The organism is Mesobacillus sp. QJM3NY_10 (genome assembly GCF_056173465.1).
In genome coordinates, this window is sequence record NZ_CM149675.1 from 467,694 (window position 1) to 486,163 (window position 18,470).

Genomic DNA, 18,470 nt, shown 5'->3' on the forward strand with positions numbered 1-18,470 from the left:
TGTTTACCCACAATTATTATTCTTAAAAAGTATTTTTCTAACCCTTGAGCTAAAACAAATGACAGCTTTACCAATCAGTAGGGAGGGTATATTAAGTAGAAGGAAGAATACATTAATGGATATGAAAAACGAACGACAAGAACGTGAAGATAAAGGAGGCAATCCAATGACAACCAATCAAGCTGGCTGGAATATCGATAATAGCTATTCACGGCTGCCTAAAATATTTTATAGTCTGCAGAAACCGACTACTGTGGAAGCACCGGAAGTGGTAATTTTCAATGAGTCGCTGGCGGAAGAACTCGGTTTGAATCCTGAAGCGCTGCAAGATGAAGAAGGGGCTGTGATCTTTGGCGGAAACGAGATTCCTGAAGGAGGAACTCCTCTTGCTCAGGCATATGCAGGACATCAATTCGGGCATTTCACAATGCTTGGAGACGGCAGGGCGGTCCTGTTGGGCGAGCAGATTACTCCGGATGGTGAGAGGTTTGACATACAGCTGAAGGGTTCAGGGCGGACGCCATATTCGCGTGGTGGAGACGGGCGCGCAGGACTTGGGCCAATGCTGCGGGAGTTTATCATCAGTGAAGCGATGGTAGGATTGGGAATCCCGACGACCAGAAGTCTGGCAGTGGCGACAACTGGGGAGGAAATCATCCGCGAGACGATGCAAACTGGCGCAATTCTTACCCGTGTGGCAGCAAGTCACCTCAGGGTGGGAACATTCCAATTCGCCGCTAACTGGGGTAAGACAGAGGACTTGAGGGCACTGGCTGATTATGCAATTGAGCGACATTATCCTGAAGTTGCGGGGGAGGAAAACCGCTATCTTTCCTTTTTGAAAAAAGTGATCAAGCGCCAGGCATCATTGATTGCGAAATGGCAGCATGTTGGTTTTATCCACGGTGTCATGAACACTGACAACATGACGATCAGCGGCGAGTCAATCGATTATGGCCCTTGTGCTTTCATGGACACGTATGACCCGGCGACGGTTTTCAGTTCAATTGACCGGGATGGCCGCTATGCCTACGGCAATCAGCCATATATCGGTGGCTGGAATCTCTCGCGTTTTGCTGAAGCCTTATTGCCTTTATTGCATGATGAAGAAGATGAGGCCGTGAAACTGGCGGAGGAAGCCCTCTCTGAATTCCCGGAAATATTTGAAGCAGAATTCATTTCCGGAATGAGGATGAAACTAGGTATTTTCAATGAGGAAAAAGAAGACAAAGCGCTTATTTCTGAATTGCTTAATTTGATGCACAAACATAAAGCTGACTTTACGAATACGTTTAAAGCTTTAACCTTTGATCAGCTGGAAGGATCAGAACTGTTCAAGGCTGAGGAGTTCACGAAGTGGCAGGGAAGATGGAAGGAAAGGCTCGGACGTCAAGAGCAATCGAAGGAAGACGCACAGGAACTGATGCGTGACAACAATCCGGGCGTAATTCCTCGCAACCATAGGGTAGAGGAAGCACTCGAGGCTGCTGTGAATGGTGACTTGAGCGTCATGGTGAAATTGCTCGAAGTCCTTGCCAACCCATACGAGCATTCTCCTGAACAGGCCGAATACTGCAAGCCAGCTCCCCCAACGGCAAGACCTTACCGGACATTTTGTGGGACGTAATATGTAAGCGTAAAACGCGATGAAGTGACCGTCGTCAAAGTCATGACGGACAAAAACCCGAGAGAAATGAGAAAAAGTGTCCGTCATCAAGGCTATGATGGACAAAACCTCGAGGGAATCCTGAAAAAGTGTCCGTCATCGAGGTTATGACGGACACAAATCCAGTGAAATCATGAAAAAGCGTCCGTCATCGAGGCTATGACGGACAGAAATGCAGGGAACTCATGTGAAAGTGTCCGTCATTGAGGTTATGACGGACACAAATCCAGTGGAATAGCGAAAAAGTGTCCGTCATCGAGGTTATGACGGACAGAAATCCAGTGAAATCATGAAAAAGTGTCCGTCATCGAGGCTATGACGGACAGAAATGCAGGGAACTCATGTGAAAGTTTCCGTCATCGAGGCTATGACGGACAGAAATGCAGGGAACTCATGTGAAAGTGTCCGTCATCGAGGTTATGACGGACAGAAACCCCGTGAAATCATGAAAAAGTTTCCGTCATCGAGGCCATGACGGACAGAAATCCCGTGAACTCATGAAAAAATGTCCGTCATCAGGGTCATGAAGGACAGAAATCCATAGCGATCGTGATAAAGTGTCCGGTTATATAAAAAAGGCAATCCCATGGCTACTGCTACTGGGATTGCCTTTTTCTAATTCTGTTGCACTTCAGCTGTCTTCTCATCTTTTTCAAAGAAAAGAATCAATGCTGGCAATAGCATGCCGCGCACGAGGAACGTGTCGATCAGGATTCCGACTGCGACGATGAAGCCGAAGACGAACAGGTCGGCGATTGGCATTGTTGTCAGCGCTGCGAAGGTTGCAGCTAGGATGACACCCGCTGATGAAATGACGCCGCCGGTATTGCGAATCGCGATTTCAAGTGCGTCCTTGACTTTGTGTGCCTTACGCTCTTCTATGAATCGGGAGGCGAGGATGATGTTATAATCGATTCCCAATGCCACCAGGAAGATGAAGGCGTAGACTGGAACGCGCGAGCTTAATGCTTCGAAGCCGAATAAGACGTCGACGAGGAAGATTCCGAGTCCCAACGCAGATAAGTATGATAACAGGATGGTTCCCATCATGTAGATGGACATCTTGATCGAACGGGTGAGAGCGTACAAGAGAACGAGAATCAACACCGTCTCTAGGAGCACGATTTTTACGATATCACGGTTATTGATTTCCCGTTCGTCCAAAAGCTTGGCCGTGACTCCGCTATAATAAGCTTCTCCATCGATCGCAAGCTCCTCTAATAACTCTGGAGTTTCACCGCGTAGATCCCCGATGAAATCAATTGCTTCTGTCGAGTATGGATTCATTGATAAAGCAACGTTCAGCTTCAAGGCTTCTGCATCATCAGTTTGAGCGGATACCCGGACGGAGGCAATCTCATCATAGCTTTGCCACTGGTCGATAATGGCCTTTGTCTCTTCCGGGGTGAAAGCATCATCGCCTTCGATCACCAGGGTAGTCGGTGCCAATTCCCCTTTGTCAAACCTTGCCTCGACGATTTCATAGCCGACGCGTGAAGGCAGGTCTTCAGGGAATTTTTTTACCGTATCAAATTCAAAATCCAGATTGAAGACATTGAATGCAGTGATGACCAGGAATAAGGCAACAATTCCACCTGAGATTCCAGGCTTGTTAACGACGAACCTGGCGACCGGTCCCCAGATTCCGTGCTTCACTTCGGTTTCCTGGCCGTACTTCGGTACCTTCGGCCAGAATGCTTTACGTCCGAATAATGTAAATAGTGCCGGCAGCAATGTGACCGACGCAATCATGATGAAGAACATGGCCGTCCCGAAAACAGGTGCGAAGTTCAGGTAATCGCGGAAATCGGCAAAGAATAGGATCAGCATCGCAGCTAACACAGTGCCTCCTGCGAAGAATACGGGTTCACCAGTTGCACGCATCGCGTATTTCATTGCCTCGTACTTGCTCTCATATTTGTTCAGTTCCTCGCGGTACCGCGAGAAGACGAACAGTGAATAGTCAATGACTGCAGCAAAAAGCAAGATACTCATGATGGAGGAGGTTTGGCTGCTGACCTCCAGGCCGCCTGCACCCATCAGCGCGACGCTTTGATTTACGACTTGATAGACAATGACAGTCGCAAGAAGCGGGATAATCGCGAGCAATGGTGACCGGTAAATAACAATCAACAAGATTAAAATGATCAAAACAGTTGCGATTAACAGGACAAAGTCAGCTTGTTCAAAAAGCTTGACCGTATCGCCGGCAATACCGGCAGGTCCAGTAATATAAAATTCCGTATTTTCAAGGTCTTCAGCAATCTTGTTGCCGGTCTCCAGAGCCTTGTCATTAATTTCGGAATACTGGCTGTTCCCGAGTCCTTTTTCAAGCTCCATCGGGACGATCATCGTTGAGCCATCTTCTGATGTAAAGCCTCCCAAAGCTTGAGGAGGTAGTGCGCTGATATCAACGATGGTTTCAATGCCTTCTATATCCTCAGCAACAATTCCATTAAGGATTTGTTTAACTTCATCCAGATTGATGTCGCCATTTTTATTGTGGAAGACCAGAATTCCCGGTGTTCCTTGTTCATTTGGAAAGAGCTCTTCAGCCTTTTTCTCTGCTATCATTGACTGTGCTTCATCAGGAAGCGATTGGAAGTTGGTTGTTTTATATTCACTAAGCATAGGTCCTGCACTTAAGCCAACCATAAGGACCAGCCAGGCGATGATTGTGATCCACATTCCACGCTTCGTTGAAACCCAATCGGTAATTGGATATAACAGCTTTTTCACTAGTAAACCTCCCTGATAAGATTCCATTCTAATCTTACCATTTCATTTCTCTGTAAAATCAAGATAATTATAGAGTTTCTGTTAATAAAATATCAGCGCATAAATGAGTCATGCCATCTATCCCAATCAGAACCTAGGGAGTAGCTGACAGACTTGGACTCCAGCTTTGGACAATCTTTTACGCAGCTGCCCCCGACAAAGAACTTCAGGGATGGATCCATTTTGAGGCATGATTGAATCCAGTCCTCCACCTTTTTAATGGGATTCGGATTCGTCATTGAAATCGCGACAACGCTAATGTTTTTCATTTTTATCAAATCTGATAATCCCTCAAGCGGCGTATTCGGGCCTAAATAGATGACGTCATGGCCCTTCTTTTTTAAAAATAAGCTGAAGACCATCAACCCAATCTGATGCTGCTCTCCTTCTGGACAAAATGCCAGCACTTTCGGAAGGGCAAGATTGACAGGGAGGACCCTCAGGAACTGGGTACAGCGGTTGATAATGAACTGCGAAGCAAAATGCTCCTGGGCAACCGAGATGGCGCCATTCTCCCATTCATCTCCAACCTTATACAAAACCTGAACTAATATGTGATGGAATACCTCTTCATAGTCATACAAGGAAAAAGCGAGGTCAGCAATCTGATTTGCTTCTTGAGTATCAAGGTTGACCAGCGCTTCGTAAAGCTTTTCTTTTAGCTCACCGTACTTGTCATTCTGTGATGGAGGTGGGGAGGAAGCCGGAGGGGACTCCTGTAGCATCCTGACTGCATCACTGATTTTCATATTCTTTTCGTGTACTTGAGTCTTAATCCACTTAAGTGTTTCGAAATCCTTTTCGCTATATAAACGGTGACCGCCCTCAGTCCTTGTCGGAGCTACGACACTATAGCGGTTTTCCCAGGCCCTGATCGTGACGGCGGGTATATCCAATCGTTCTGATACCTGCTTGATGCTATACATTATTTTCACCTCCACTCATCAGTATAGAGAAGTTATACAAAAATTACACAGGTTAAAAGTTGTCAAATCAACATTTTCATATAATTATATAAAATGTTTGCTAATTTTGTATAGGTTTTGTATAATTAATTTCGAAAGGTTATACAAAAATTATACAATGGGTGGTGTCAAAATGAAAACGTTGAATTTGGTATCATTAGTATTGCTTATTGTCGGCGGTTTAAATTGGCTATTGGTTGGATTATTTGAATGGGATTTGGTTGGCGGTCTTTTCGGAGGCATGGACAGCCCGATCGCAAAATTGGTCTATATCCTTGTAGGACTCGCGGCCATTTACAGCATCACGCTTTTATCTAAAGTGAATAAATAGAGGAAAGGGCGTACAGAAACTTATCTGTACGCCTTTTGCATGCATCTTGAATAAACGCCCTGTTATCGCTATTCTATAAGAAGTAATCGTCGAAACAGGGGGAGCAAGCAATGGATAAAAGAGAAATTGAATATAAAATCGTCGAACTGAAAGACGAGTATTTGCAGCTTCAGCACAATCTCGAAAAATTGGAATCTGTCAAAGGCAACTTGCATCCGCTGGAGAAGCGGCTGGCAGCGATTGAAGAGGAATTAAGCTCTTTGAACACAATGCTTCGTGATATGTAAAATGACAAGCCTGTTCCTTAAAGGAATTAGGCTTTTCTTTTTGGAAGAAGGACTATTTTAGATTGTCAGGTCCCAAGGATTAAGCCTAATAAAGTTAGCACTTTAATAGAGCAGCTTTCAAAAATGATTTGTGCTTCAACAAAGTCAATCATTCCTGTACTTAAATTTATTAATCAAACGTTTGATTAAACCCATTTTCCCATCGGCCACAGCGTCATGCACAGTTATGGAGGGCAACTACCCTGGACTATTGAAAGAATTAAAGGCATGAGCCAGTTCATTACCTGGCTCATGCCTGTTAAGCTTACTGACGTGAATCCTTTATTTAACTCCCATTTTTCGACCTTCAAGTGCAGAAGTTCTTACTGCATCTAAAACTTTTTGAGTCGCATGTCCATGTTCGAAGGCAGCGAGGTATGGGTGTTTCTTTCCTGAAGCCAGAGTTTCATGCAGGGCATCTAAAGCCCTTTGGAAGCCGTTATAGTACCTTGCTGCGATTTGCGGCATAGTAGAAGGGGCTTCAATATCTGGAACTAGCTCAACTTCTTCAAGTGGAGAATTTCCAACAGATAGCAGCACCTTTTTGTCATCCAGCATAACAAGTGTGCCTACCGTACCGTAAATCTCAAGACGCCATGTATGCTCAGTTTGGCGCGCTGCAGAAAGGAGTTCAAGCGTTACAGTAGCCCCATTTTCCAGAGAGCCGATAATCTGAAAAGCATCGTCCGCTGTTCGATGTTCAGTATTCCCGTTTTGATCAGTCTGGGTGGGGATGTGAATTGGCAGCTGGGCAAACACTTCTTTAAATGGGCTGTCCAACCACCATTGAAGAGCATCTGTCATATGAGATCCGATTGCGCCAAGCATTCCGCCGCCTTTTTCTTCCTGTCCCAGCCAGCCTCGCGGTTTTGAAATCAGTCCGGTATAATTCGCAAAAGAGCACTCGTAGCGAACATGCAAAATTCCCCCGAGTTTTCCGCTTTCCATGATTTCTTTTACCTTCGTACGAGCCGGCAAAAAGCGGAATTCATGATTGATCAGCCCGAGTTTGCCTGCCTTGTCTCTTTCTGTGATCATCTCTTTCGTTTCAGCAATATCCAGGGCCATTGGCTTTTCACAGACGACATGAATGCCCTTGTCAAAAGCGGCGGCAACCATTTCCTTATGTAAATGCACAGCAGATGCCACGACCACTAAATCGAGGGTCTCCTGCTCAAGCATCTGCCGCCAGTCGGTATAGATATTGTCAATCCCGCTTGCCTTCCGTGCCTCTTCAACATTTCCTCTTGATACACTAGAAATAGATACAACATCAAAACCCTCATGATGGTCCATCATCGGAGCATGAACTTTGGCACCAAACCCCGTTCCGATAATCCCGACTCTAAACTTTTCCAAAAATACCACCCCTGTCCAGAATATAATTTAATAGTAAGTCCAGCAGGGGAGGAATGTAAATCAATATAAACAACAAACAAATACCTTTTTATTACAAAGTAAGAGGATTACTAGACAAACGTGGAGAATATGAACTGACAATATACTCTACTATAGTAGGTGCCTATTATGTTAAAAGCTTGCTGGAGAAACTTTCTTTATATACTTGAACATAAAATTAATGTATTAGTTGAATGTTGGAGAGAAGGTTTATATATACAGGGGATTACTCATGACTTATCAAAATTTAATCCAAAGGAATTTTTCCCATATACGAAGAAATTTTTCATGGATAGGAATATAGATTCTATTGATGAAATGAAATGGAAGTTTGCATGGCTCCATCATCAACATAAAAATAAACATCATTGGGAGTATTGGGTAGTTGATCCGAATCAAAAGATAGCCTTGCCAATGCCAAGAAAATATCTACTTGAAATGGTTTGTGATTGGCGTTCTTTTTCGAGAAGATGGGGTAGGAAGGTGAAGTTGTCGAATTTAAAACTTACAGAAAAAATGATACTGCATCCTGAAACAAGAGATGCACTTGAAATGATTATTAAAAATGAAAGGGAAGCGGAGGTTAAAGAAACTATAGGATAATAAATCATAAGAATTATGGGGCGGGATTAATATGAACATTGGAGATCTATTATTTCAATTTATTTCTTTCATTTTAATGATTGGTATTGTGGCTGCTGTTTTTTATGCTGTCCGGTCACTTGTAGTAAAGGAACCTAATCATTCGAAGAGTATAGAACGAAAACTTGACCGAATAATTGAGTTGCTTGAGAAGGAAAATAAAGACTAAACAGCTTATATAATTGTATGTCGGCACATGGTATAATGAAGAACTTAGATGAATTTTAAACATAATTGCACGGATGCTCGAAAAGCCTCCGCCTAGCGATCATATATGGAGGTATAACATGAACAAACGATGGACGATTGAAAAGATTAGAGAGTTTGTGGAGAAAAACTCAGAGAGTAAGCTGCTGACGACAGAATATCATGGTTTTTCACAAAAATTACTCTTTAAATGCGCTTGCGGCAACAATTTTGAAAAACCCTTCAAGAAATTCAAGGATAATCACCAGCGCAAATGTGAAGTGTGCCAGCCGCCAAAATCTTCACGGTAGTTGGACAAGGTGAAGGATAAAAACTAAGTGCTGCCTTAGGCCTTCACGCCAAGCAACGTAGTTATTTTAGTAAAAGCTCAATATTCTAGCAAAGAAGCGTAAATCTTGGAGGATTCACGCTTCTTTTTGTTGAACTTATTGAAAAGAATCTTACAGGAGTAACAAGAATAATAATGAAGAGATATATGCTGAAAAACGAATTTAAGGGTTTGAAAAAAGGCACGCACTTCTATTTGATTGCTGAATCAGAATTTATCGGGATCAAAGAGTATGTGCTGCGAACCAGTGATTTAAGAATTAGGATATCGATAAATGATAGAGTATTTAGGAATCATTTCATTTTATTAAGCTAGAAATGGGGGCATGTATTTGTTTTTATCCATACTGTTAAGTGTCATTCTAGGTTACCTTCTATTTGTTATGGGGCCGATTGTAGGTGGCATCCTTGCCTTCGGAATTATTGCAGGCAGTCTATTTAGAGGGATTTACTTACTGAATGACGTCCGTAAAAGGATTGCGACTATATCGCCTGAGGTTGGAAAAGTACAAGAGAAGGTGCAGGAGCCGGCACATGAAATCGTTCCTGAACATTTGCAAAGCCCGGGCGCTTATAAAAAATACCTAGAAGCTAAACAGTAGAAATGTGAGATAGAACGACTGGGTTGACCAATATGGAGGAGGATTCAAAGTGGAATCCGCAGAATTAATGGTTTTTGGTATTGTCTGGGGAGGCTTGATGGTTTACTTCTTAACGTCTTTTAACAATAAGATCAGGGTCGAAGGAAATTCTAAGGTGACAGTCTCCAAGGATTTTAAGGAGAGTTTGTCTAGATTGATTTTACATAAAAAGGCCTTTCTTGCTTTACTATTATTGGTGATCACTTTAAGTTACATCTGGTCTTATTTTATATCGATTGATGACTATAACAAACTCCACGGTGTCGCCAGTGAATCAAGGAAACCACAGGCGATTTTTTACATGATTAGCTTAACTTTGTATTCCGCAACTCTGTATATATTGCTTGCAGTAAGAAGGACCCTGAAATTCAAAAAGTAATTTTGTCCAGGGGGGACAGGTTTGAAAAGAACTACTAAACTGGTTATCGTGTTTTTTATGATTGTAAGTTCAGTTATTGTGTCTTACGGTTCTGATTCCGAAACGCTGAAGAATGTTGGGAAAGGTCTGTTCACTGTTCTAGTAGCTATAATGGTTTGGGACGCATTCAGGGATGATAAGGGGAAAGGGATATAATTGCTGTTGCAATGTGCAGCTGTTCCGATAAGGGTCAGTAATTTAAAGTTAACCGTCTCATTGCTCATACTTCAGAGTTGCTGAATAAAATTACCAGTTTTATTAAAAGATAGCCTTAACATATAAAAAGTTGAGGATATACTTATGGAAAATTTCAATCCAACAAATCCAGTAAACCCCTCCCGAAGAGCAAGGAGGTTTAAAGCTCACGTTAGTACCCTTGGTACAACTCAACTTCATCTGCGAAATCCTTTTATTATTGCCTGGTGGTCAGCCGCATTTCCGGGGTTTGGACATCTTCTTCTGTCTAAATATCTTAGAGGTTATGCTTTATTTATTTGGGAGATTTTTGTTAATAACATGGCTCACATAAACCAAGCTATGGTTTTGTCTTTTACTGGGAATATTGAGATGGCAAAAGACGTTCTTGATCCGAGATGGACGCTTATGTATATTCCTGTTTATATTTTTGCTATTTGGGATAGTTACCGAACCACTGTTGATATGAATAAAGTGTTCCTATTAGCAGAACGGGAGGATGCGGAATTCAATTCATTTGTCATTGGTGCCGCAGAGATAAATTATTTAGATAAAAGAAGACCGCTCAATGCCTTTGTATGGTCTATACTTACGCCAGGGTTGGGTCAACTATATATCCACCGAGTGATCACTGGGATTTTCACATTGATATTTATGATTGTTTTTGTATATTTTTCAAAGATCCTGGTTGCAGTTCATCTTCTTTTCCTGGGGGATATTAGTCAAGCAACACAAGTCCTTGATCCGCAATGGCTTCTGTTTATGCCTTCTCTTTACGGGTTTGCCATTTATGATTCGTACGTCAATACAGTTGAAAATAATAAACTATTTGAAAGTGAACAAAGAAAATATCTTAAAGAAAATTATCAGCAATCTCGGGTGAAAATTCCTGTTTCGGTGGATGAGGTGAAATAATTGCAGATTTTCTCAACCTTTGAGCATTCCTCCTATCTTGAACTTGCCATCACTTCTTTGGAAAAAGTCGGTGTGAAAAAGGAAAGTATTCTTGCTGTTCCCCTTATTAATAGAGTGGAGGAAAGGAGATTATTTGATACACTTCATCGTGCTGATGGTATTAGCCTATTTGACAAGGGAGCAGCGATTGGAACAGCCTTTTCTGTCGTTGGCGCAAGCGTAGGGTTTATTTTAGAATGGGGGCCCATTTATTGGGGACTCATTGGCGCGGCAACTGGATTTATACTTGGCTTTATCATCGACTACATCATTTATAAAGTTGTACATAAAAGAAATAGGGTTGTGAAAGGGAAGAAGTCAGAAGTGGTGTTAGTCGTAGAATGTCAGAAGGAATTGGCTGAAAAAGTTGAAGAGGTACTGTGGGAACATTTAGCATTAGGGGTAGCAAAACTAGAGTAATGGATCTTGCGCAGTTTAAACAGTAACATTCAAGAATTGGCAATTGTGCATGAAAACAAGGGGGAGTTAATATGGCAAAGGGAAACAGAGAGTTGTCACGAGAACAACAGGGAGAATTGCTAGAAACTTTGAAAGCTCGTTTTGAGAAAAATATGAACAGACATGAAGGTCTTGAATGGGCTAGTGTACAAGCTAGTCTTGAAACTAATAATGAAAAATTGTGGTCACTCAGTGAAATGGAAGCAACTGGCGGGGAACCGGATGTTGTTGGTCTTGATCCAGAGACGGGCGAATACATTTTTTATGATTGTTCAGCGGAAAGTCCTAAAGGCCGCAGAAGTGTTTGTTACGACCGGGAAGCTTTGGAGGCAAGGAAAAAACACAAGCCTGAGAATAGTGTGATGGATATGGTAGCTGCCATGGGGATTGAGCTCTTAACGGAAGAACAATACCGGGAGCTGCAGAAACTAGGGAAATTTGATCTGAAAACGTCAAGCTGGGTGCAAACGCCTGAGAATATTAGAAAACTAGGCGGGGCCCTTTTTTGCGATCGCCGCTACGACACGGTCTTTGTGTACCACAATGGAGCGGATTCCTATTATGGTGCAAGGGGTTTCCGTGGGTCGTTGAGGGTTTGATTTGTAATTTATATTCAATAATAGAAATAATAGAGTTCAAATGTAGAAGCTCAGAGTGATTATACTCTGGGCTTTTTTACATGGCTATAAAAGGTTTATGTTTCACGCCATCGCCTCCCGGGAAGATGAAAAGACTAGTTCATATTGATAGGAGGAGTCGGAATGACTAAAACGATTTTTATTACGGGTGCTGGCAGCGGGCTTGGCAGGGGAGCTTCTCTTGGGCTTGCGAAGCAGGGGCACCGCGTGATTGCGACGACTGAACTGACTTCCCAGAAGACGGATCTGATGAGGGAAGCTGAGGAGAAGGGGCTTGATATGGAAGTGTTTAAGCTGGATATTACGAATGAGCGGGATCGTGAACAAATTAAGAACTACGACTTTGATGTGTTTGTCGCGAATGCAGCCATCAATGAAGGCGGACCGCTGGGTGAAGTGCCAATGGACCGGATTCGTGCTCTCTTTGAAGTGAATGTGTTCTCGACACTGGAAACAGTGCAAATCGCAGCACAAAAGCTAGTGAAGAAGGGAAGCGGAAAAATCATTTTCATGAGCTCGATGGCTGGTATTTCAGCAACACCGTATGTTGGTCCCTATACGGCTACGAAGCATGCCATCGAGGGAATCGCGCAAACGTTGAAGTCGGAGCTTGCGGAGTTCAATGTAAAAGTAGCGACGATTAACCCGGGCGCATTCGAAACCGGCTTCAATAAGCGAGCTGCTGAGGAAAAGTGGAAGTGGTACGATGAAGAGAAGAATTTTACCCGGAAAGAGGATATGGAAAAGCAGGAAGAGGCGCTGAAGGACCAGTTTGATCCAGAGGATATGATTGCGAAAATGGTAGAAATCATCCCTGCAGATCACCATAAATTCCGGACGGTTTATCCGGAAGAAACGGAAAAACAACTCAAAAAGACGCAAGAAGAAAGATGGACGATGGACATTTAATTGTGGAGGTAAGAAGCCTGGCATTTGTTGTGCCAGGCTATTTAATATGCTGGTGCTTCCATCAAATTCAACGTGTACAGGCTTTTTGTTGTGGTATAGCTTAAATAGACGAAAATCACAAGGAGGGGAAAACATGGCGAAAAAATCAAATGAGCGGATAAAAAGACAGGATGTGGATGAAAAGCAGACCTGGGATTTAAGTACTCTTTTTGAAACGAAGAGTGACTGGGAGAAGGAGCTGAAGGCGGTCAAGGACGATTTGCCGGAAGTCACTAAATATAAAGGGAAGATTGGTAAAAGTGCAGGTGAGCTGCTGGAATGCCTTGAGGCGAAGGAGAAGCTGCTGGAACGCTTTAACCTTGTTTCAATGTATGCAAATCTGCGTCAATCGGTAGATCATACCGATCCAGAAAGACAAAAGGATGCGGCTAAGGCGAGCGATGCTCAGTCGACAGTCAATTCGGAGCTGTCGTTTGTAGAGACAGAAATCATCAAGCTTCCGGATGGGAAAGTCGATCAATTTATAAATGAGGAGCCGGGATTGGAGCCATTTAAAAGGTATTTGAGCGATTTACAGAATCGCAAGGCACACGCACTCGGAGAGGAAACAGAGGAAACGCTTGCGGCTCTCGGTTCACTGTTCAGTTCCCCATACAATATTTATAATCGCGGCAAACTGTCAGACATGCAGTTTGATTCTTTCATTGATGATGAGGGTAATGAATTTCCTTTATCATTTGCACTTTACGCAGGGAAATATGCATCGTCACCATCCAGTACGGTGAGGCGGAATTCATATGATTCTTTCAACAAGACATTGAACCAGTATAAGCATACCTTTGCGGCAACCTACGCAACTCAGGTGAATCAGGAGGTGGCGATGTCCCGGCTAAGGAACTATGATTCTGTCACGGACATGCTTCTGCATGATCAGCAGGTCACCCAGGAGATGTACGATAACCAGCTGGATATCATCCAGGAAGAGCTGGCTCCGCATATGAGACGCTATGCTAACTTAAAAAAACGCGTTTTAGGACTGGATAAGATGACAAATGCCGACCTTAAAGCGCCGCTGGATCCAGATTATAAAATAGAGACCAGCTATGATGAGGCAGCTGAAACGGTCCAGGAAGCATTCGAAATCATGGGGCCGGAGTACAGCAAGATGATCAAGACGGCGCTATCCGAGAGATGGGTGGATTATGCTGACAATGTCGGGAAAAGCACGGGAGCTTTTTGTTCGAGTCCATATGGTGCACATCCATACGTCCTGATGACCTGGCCGGATACGATGCGCGGTGCATTCACGCTTGCCCATGAATTGGGGCATGCCGGACATTTTTACCTGGCAGGAAAGAATCAGAGAATGGTCAATACCCGGCCATCGAGATATTTTATCGAGGCACCATCGACGATGAATGAAATGCTGCTCGGAAACCACTTGTTGTCGAATACGGAGGACAAGCGGAAAAGGCGCTGGGTCATCCTTCAGCTGTTAGGGACGTATTATCATAATTTTGTTACCCATCTGCTCGAGGGAGAACTTCAGCGCAGGGTTTACAAACTGGCCGAAGAAGGGGAGCCGTTGACAGCAGACTTTTTGTCCAAGTTAAAGCTGGAGATCCTTGAAAACTTCTGGGGAGACTCTGTTGAAATGGACGAAGGAGCTGGCCTGACCTGGATGCACCAGCCGCACTATTATATGGGCTTATATCCATATACGTATTCCGCTGGGTTAACTGTTTCAACGCTTGTTTCCCGACAAATCTTGGACGAAGGCAAGCCGGCGGTGGAAAAATGGCTCGAAGTATTGAGAGCTGGTGGAACGATGAAACCTTTAGATTTAATCAAAAAGGCAGGAGTCGACATGTCCAAGCCAGAGCCAATCCGCGAGGCGGTTGCGCATGTAGGTAAGCTGATTACGGAGCTGGAAGAAAGCTTTGAGGAGTAATGTTCAAAAAAAATGGCCGGATCCTGGTTTAGGATTCGGCCATGAAATACATATTAATCAGTCGCAATAAAAGCATCGATTCCGTTACTTTCGATTTCCCGGAGGCGAGATTTAGCATTCTCGCGGTTAGAAAAAGCACCAGCTTGAACACGGAACCAGGTTTCACCGGAAATCTCCGCTGTCGTAATAAAGCTCTCGAATCCTTGTGTTTCCAGTTCTGTCACTCGCTTCTCGGCATTTTCCCTTTGCTTGAAGGATCCGGCAATCACTTTATACAGTGCTCCGCGATCAGTGGCTTCCTTCGGAGTTAGGTTGAATGCTTGTGCAATACCATTCGCATGTCCCTGGGCAACATTTCGCCGCCAGGATCCTGCTTCATCAGGGCGGCATTCTGGGCATTGTCGATAAAGCCGTTCTCAGATAGCATCGCATCCATCGTTGTTTCACGCAGAACATGGAAATCTGCTTTTTTCTTGCCACGGTCATCAAGCTGATTCAGCTTCATAACCTCAGTATGGATGATGTCGCGGTATCTTGCGGTTGCCGAATTATTGGATAAGCTGCTATGAATATAATCCTCATATCCCTGGGCAGAGCCATTGAAGGAATTGATGTGGATTGATAGGTAAAAGTCAGCGCCCCAGGCATTAGCCTCATTGGTGCGCTGGCTCAAGCTTTTATTCATATCGCTTGTCCTACTCATTTTCACTTCAATATTTTCGTAGTTATCTTCAAGAATGGAACGGATTTTCAATGCAATATCCAGGTTCAAGTCTTTTTCCCGAAGACCATTTCCCTGCGCTCCCGGATCCGAGCCGCCATGGCCTGGATCTAAATAAAGTTTCATATAGCCTCCTCCTTTAAGTTGGTCTTTATAGGATATGTAGGAGAAAAGTATTGGCAAGGGTACATGTCCCGGCTGGGAAAAGTTAACTTTATTTTGACGGAACATTTTTTGATTTGAATCGTAAAACAAAGAAGACTTAATAATATTTGAGGTGGTAGGATGGAAACGAAAATGCAGACATCACAAAATATTAAAATAGAGAGGACCCCGGAAAGTGATTTGAAAAAGGTGTTGAATATTATCGGGGTATTCATTTTTGCCGGATTGGTGCTGACTATTTTTACCAACCCATTGCCGGCTAAATACCTCAAGGAATATTTCCTGTTCATCGGAGGAAGTGCGATTATTTATTACTTTTTGCTGAACATCTATTTCATTGGGGAAACATGGAGGAAAGTGTTTTATGCTAGCCTGATCGTACTCGGAATCGGCAGCCTGTCGTTGGCGATTTACTTGTTCAGTCATTCATCACATTAGGAGTATTTAAGTTCCTGTGGGGATTTTCCCTTAATATGGATGAAGGTGCAATTAATCGTGTTGAGTGCGCAATTTCCGTTTTGTACCGTGCAATTAACATGAACGAGCGTGCAATTATCCCCAAAGACCGTGCAAATATTAAACTCAACACTGCAATCATTAAATTTTTCAACAGAAAACTCCCTGCTCTGGGAGTTTTTATTTTTACGAAAGGCTGTTTTCGTAAAGATTGTTGTTAAAATCCTAAAGCCGATTTTAACGTGGAAAAAGCTATTTTGTAGTTCGGTATTAAGTGTGCAAGCTCTTTTCTCCTAATTATCTTTAATTTTGTGAAGAAAAATAAGTCATTTAATCTTTTTTGTAGTCAATAGCAACAAAGTTTGAGAAAAGAGCCTTACGAAAAAGTGCTTGTCTAGTTGCTAAATAACTAATTCAGAATATTCATAATATATTTACTTCGATAAATTTTGTAAGCGTTACCATTCCTAACAGACTAGTCAGGGCGCGGTTTTTGCCTGTTCTCAATATCCTGTAACATCCTTGAAACAATTCAGGATGTTTGTTAGGTTTAATAACCGTAAGCCCCATGAGGGCAGGAAAAACTTGGACGGCATAATTAACATAAGGATTATTTCTGTGTGGTTCGGCTGGTTAGCTCTTATAACTTTCATGATTAAGAATTCATTTTTATTCTTGTACGTTAGCCGATTTTGTTAACCACTATGTTACTTATTTCGTTTAGGGAAAACGAAAAGGAGAGATTTGGTGAGTATTGAAGTATTTATTTCTTTAGCAATTTATTTTATTGCAATGATCCTGATCGGATTGTATGCATACCGCAAAACATCTGATCTATCAGATTATATGCTTGGCGGACGTGGTCTTGGACCGTCGGTAACGGCTCTATCAGCTGGAGCATCTGACATGAGTGGCTGGATGTTGATGGGCTTGCCTGGCGCAATGTACACTTCAGGTATTTCCAGTGCCTGGATCGCAGTTGGGTTATCGATTGGTGCCTATTTGAACTACCTCATCTTAGCTCCAAGACTTCGAACCTATACGGAGTTGGCAAATGATTCAATCACAATCCCCGATTTCCTAGAAAACCGCTTTTCTGATACAACTAAAATTCTGCGTTCTGTATCTGCAGTCGTTATTATCATTTTCTTCACGCTGTACACTTCAGCGGGTCTAGTTTCAGGCGGTACTTTGTTTGAGTCAGCATTTGGGCTCGATTATCGCTGGGGATTGTTCCTGACAGCTGGTGTCGTTATCGTTTATACACTATTCGGTGGTTTCCTTGCTGTTAGTTTGACTGACTTTGTTCAAGGGGTCATCATGTTCCTTGCACTTGTCTTGGTGCCGGTTGTTGCCTTTACGGAACTTGGCGGACCTGGAAACGTTATGGATACGGTTAGTGGAATCGATCCTACGTTAATGGATCTTTTCAAAGGTACGACATTCCTTGGAATTGTTTCTCTATTGGCATGGGGTCTTGGTTATTTTGGCCAGCCTCATATCATCGTCCGCTTTATGGCGATCAAATCGATGGAAGACCTTAAGCCTGCACGCAGAATTGCGATGACATGGATGGTCGTTTCGATTATCGGTGCTTTGGCGGTCGGACTCGTCGGTATTGCTTATGTAGAGATGAACAACGTAACGCTTGAAAATCCAGAAACAGTATTCATCATGTTTGCGAACATTTTGTTCAATCCTTTTATCACTGGATTCCTGCTCGCCGCGATTTTGGCTGCGATCATGAGTACAATTTCTTCACAGCTGCTCGTAACGTCCAGTGCGTTGACTGAAGACTTTTACAAGGCGTTCTTCCGCCGCGAAGCAACAGACAAAGAATTGGTATTCGTCGGCCGTGCAGCCGTATTGCTTGTTGCATTAGTAGGTATCGCGCTTTCTTATACGCCTAACGACACGATTCTTTCATTAGTCGGTAACGCTTGGGCTGGATTCGGTGCTGCATTCGGACCAGTCATGCTTCTGAGCCTGTACTGGAAGCAAATGAACCGCTGGGGTGCGCTTGCCGGTATCGTCGTCGGTGCACTTACCGTCATCATCTGGATCAGCATCGATGGATTATCAGAATTCATGTATGAAATGATTCCTGGATTCTTCTTGAGCTTAATTGCCGTCATTGTTGTAAGTAAAATCACAACAGGACCAGGCAAAGCTGTAAAAGAAGAGTTTAAAGAAATGGAAGACATTATGTCTGAGTAATTTAAAAGTAACCAGGCTGCTAGATTGCTAGCAGCCTGGTTTTTTATTTAAGGCTTGAATAGGTAGCATAGATGAACTCTATCTCCCCAAAATGAAAGCCGCTGCG

Annotated in this window: 21 protein-coding genes; 16 read left to right on the plus strand and 5 right to left on the minus strand. The window is 43.1% G+C overall.

The genetic code is table 11. The annotated features are described in order from the left end of the window. Positions 1-121 precede the first annotated feature (121 nt). Positions 122-1,627 (plus strand): protein adenylyltransferase SelO, encoded by a 1,506-nt coding sequence (locus AC0VX7_RS02315; RefSeq protein ID WP_475428059.1) that lies wholly within the window; start codon positions 122-124, stop codon positions 1,625-1,627. Positions 1,628-2,281: 654 nt separating this feature from the next. On the opposite strand, the gene AC0VX7_RS02320 is transcribed toward AC0VX7_RS02315, so the two are convergent. Both AC0VX7_RS02320 and AC0VX7_RS02325 read right to left on the minus strand, forming a co-directional pair. Then, a complete protein-coding gene (locus AC0VX7_RS02320; protein WP_475426483.1) occupies positions 2,282-4,405 on the minus strand; it encodes an MMPL family transporter in 2,124 nt (707 codons plus the stop codon). Positions 4,406-4,497: 92 nt separating this feature from the next. Then, a complete protein-coding gene (locus tag AC0VX7_RS02325; RefSeq protein WP_475426484.1) occupies positions 4,498-5,370 on the minus strand; it encodes a MerR family transcriptional regulator in 873 nt (290 codons plus the stop codon). A gap of 172 nt (positions 5,371-5,542) precedes the next feature. Between AC0VX7_RS02325 and AC0VX7_RS02330 the strand changes: the two genes are divergently transcribed. Both AC0VX7_RS02330 and AC0VX7_RS02335 read left to right on the plus strand, forming a co-directional pair. Further along, a complete protein-coding gene (locus AC0VX7_RS02330; protein ID WP_213371547.1) occupies positions 5,543-5,740 on the plus strand; it encodes a DUF378 domain-containing protein in 198 nt (65 codons plus the stop codon). A 110-nt stretch (positions 5,741-5,850) separates the two neighbouring features. Then, a complete protein-coding gene (locus tag AC0VX7_RS02335) occupies positions 5,851-6,027 on the plus strand; it encodes an SE1832 family protein (RefSeq protein WP_170029930.1) in 177 nt (58 codons plus the stop codon). A gap of 321 nt (positions 6,028-6,348) precedes the next feature. On the opposite strand, the gene AC0VX7_RS02340 is transcribed toward AC0VX7_RS02335, so the two are convergent. Further along, positions 6,349-7,425 carry a Gfo/Idh/MocA family protein gene (locus AC0VX7_RS02340; RefSeq protein WP_475426485.1) on the minus strand — a complete coding sequence of 359 codons (1,077 nt, stop codon included), beginning with the start codon at positions 7,423-7,425 and terminating at the stop codon, positions 6,349-6,351. Positions 7,426-7,593: 168 nt separating this feature from the next. On the opposite strand from AC0VX7_RS02340, the gene AC0VX7_RS02345 reads away from it, so the two are divergent. The 11 genes from AC0VX7_RS02345 to pepF all read left to right on the plus strand — a co-directional run bounded on the left by AC0VX7_RS02345 (position 7,594) and on the right by pepF (position 14,805). Continuing rightward, complete coding sequence (locus AC0VX7_RS02345) at positions 7,594-8,067, plus strand: DUF5662 family protein (protein ID WP_475426486.1); 474 nt, start codon at positions 7,594-7,596, stop codon at positions 8,065-8,067. A 31-nt stretch (positions 8,068-8,098) separates the two neighbouring features. After that, positions 8,099-8,275, plus strand: a complete 177-nt coding sequence (locus AC0VX7_RS02350) for a DUF4083 family protein (protein WP_475426487.1) — start codon at positions 8,099-8,101, stop codon at positions 8,273-8,275. A 118-nt stretch (positions 8,276-8,393) separates the two neighbouring features. Continuing rightward, the gene (locus tag AC0VX7_RS02355) at positions 8,394-8,603 is read left to right on the plus strand and encodes a hypothetical protein (RefSeq protein ID WP_041964925.1); all 210 of its coding nucleotides are present in this window, start codon (positions 8,394-8,396) and stop codon (positions 8,601-8,603) included. Positions 8,604-8,966: 363 nt separating this feature from the next. Further along, positions 8,967-9,242 (plus strand): hypothetical protein, encoded by a 276-nt coding sequence (locus AC0VX7_RS02360; RefSeq protein ID WP_475426488.1) that lies wholly within the window; start codon positions 8,967-8,969, stop codon positions 9,240-9,242. Positions 9,243-9,291: 49 nt separating this feature from the next. Further along, positions 9,292-9,660 (plus strand): hypothetical protein, encoded by a 369-nt coding sequence (locus AC0VX7_RS02365; protein ID WP_475426489.1) that lies wholly within the window; start codon positions 9,292-9,294, stop codon positions 9,658-9,660. Between the two features lie 21 nt (positions 9,661-9,681). Continuing rightward, positions 9,682-9,855: a hypothetical protein gene (locus tag AC0VX7_RS02370; protein WP_475426490.1), complete on the plus strand. Its 174-nt coding sequence runs from the start codon at positions 9,682-9,684 to the stop codon at positions 9,853-9,855. A 144-nt stretch (positions 9,856-9,999) separates the two neighbouring features. Continuing rightward, complete coding sequence (locus tag AC0VX7_RS02375; protein WP_475426491.1) at positions 10,000-10,809, plus strand: hypothetical protein; 810 nt, start codon at positions 10,000-10,002, stop codon at positions 10,807-10,809. Then, complete coding sequence (locus tag AC0VX7_RS02380) at positions 10,810-11,268, plus strand: hypothetical protein (protein ID WP_215036865.1); 459 nt, start codon at positions 10,810-10,812, stop codon at positions 11,266-11,268. It begins immediately after the preceding gene. A gap of 71 nt (positions 11,269-11,339) precedes the next feature. Then, on the plus strand, positions 11,340-11,906 hold the full coding sequence (locus AC0VX7_RS02385) for a DUF4256 domain-containing protein (protein ID WP_475426492.1): 567 nt from the start codon (positions 11,340-11,342) through the stop codon (positions 11,904-11,906). A gap of 162 nt (positions 11,907-12,068) precedes the next feature. After that, entirely contained in the window at positions 12,069-12,854 is a 786-nt protein-coding gene (locus tag AC0VX7_RS02390; RefSeq protein ID WP_475426493.1) for an SDR family oxidoreductase, read from the plus strand. A 133-nt stretch (positions 12,855-12,987) separates the two neighbouring features. Beyond that, the gene (pepF, locus tag AC0VX7_RS02395) at positions 12,988-14,805 is read left to right on the plus strand and encodes an oligoendopeptidase F (protein ID WP_475426494.1); all 1,818 of its coding nucleotides are present in this window, start codon (positions 12,988-12,990) and stop codon (positions 14,803-14,805) included. Between the two features lie 53 nt (positions 14,806-14,858). On the opposite strand, the gene AC0VX7_RS02400 is transcribed toward pepF, so the two are convergent. Together AC0VX7_RS02400 and AC0VX7_RS02405 are read right to left on the minus strand one after the other, a co-directional pair. Next, complete coding sequence (locus AC0VX7_RS02400; RefSeq protein ID WP_475426495.1) at positions 14,859-15,074, minus strand: SPOR domain-containing protein; 216 nt, start codon at positions 15,072-15,074, stop codon at positions 14,859-14,861. A gap of 38 nt (positions 15,075-15,112) precedes the next feature. Further along, complete coding sequence (locus AC0VX7_RS02405; protein ID WP_475426496.1) at positions 15,113-15,652, minus strand: N-acetylmuramoyl-L-alanine amidase family protein; 540 nt, start codon at positions 15,650-15,652, stop codon at positions 15,113-15,115. 159 nt (positions 15,653-15,811) lie between these two features. Here AC0VX7_RS02405 and AC0VX7_RS02410 point away from each other — a divergent pair, with 159 nt between their 5' ends. After that, positions 15,812-16,129 (plus strand): hypothetical protein, encoded by a 318-nt coding sequence (locus AC0VX7_RS02410; RefSeq protein WP_475426497.1) that lies wholly within the window; start codon positions 15,812-15,814, stop codon positions 16,127-16,129. Positions 16,130-16,894: 765 nt separating this feature from the next. Further along, the gene (gene putP, locus AC0VX7_RS02415) at positions 16,895-18,364 is read left to right on the plus strand and encodes a sodium/proline symporter PutP (RefSeq protein WP_475426498.1); all 1,470 of its coding nucleotides are present in this window, start codon (positions 16,895-16,897) and stop codon (positions 18,362-18,364) included. The last annotated feature ends 106 nt before the right edge of the window (positions 18,365-18,470 follow it).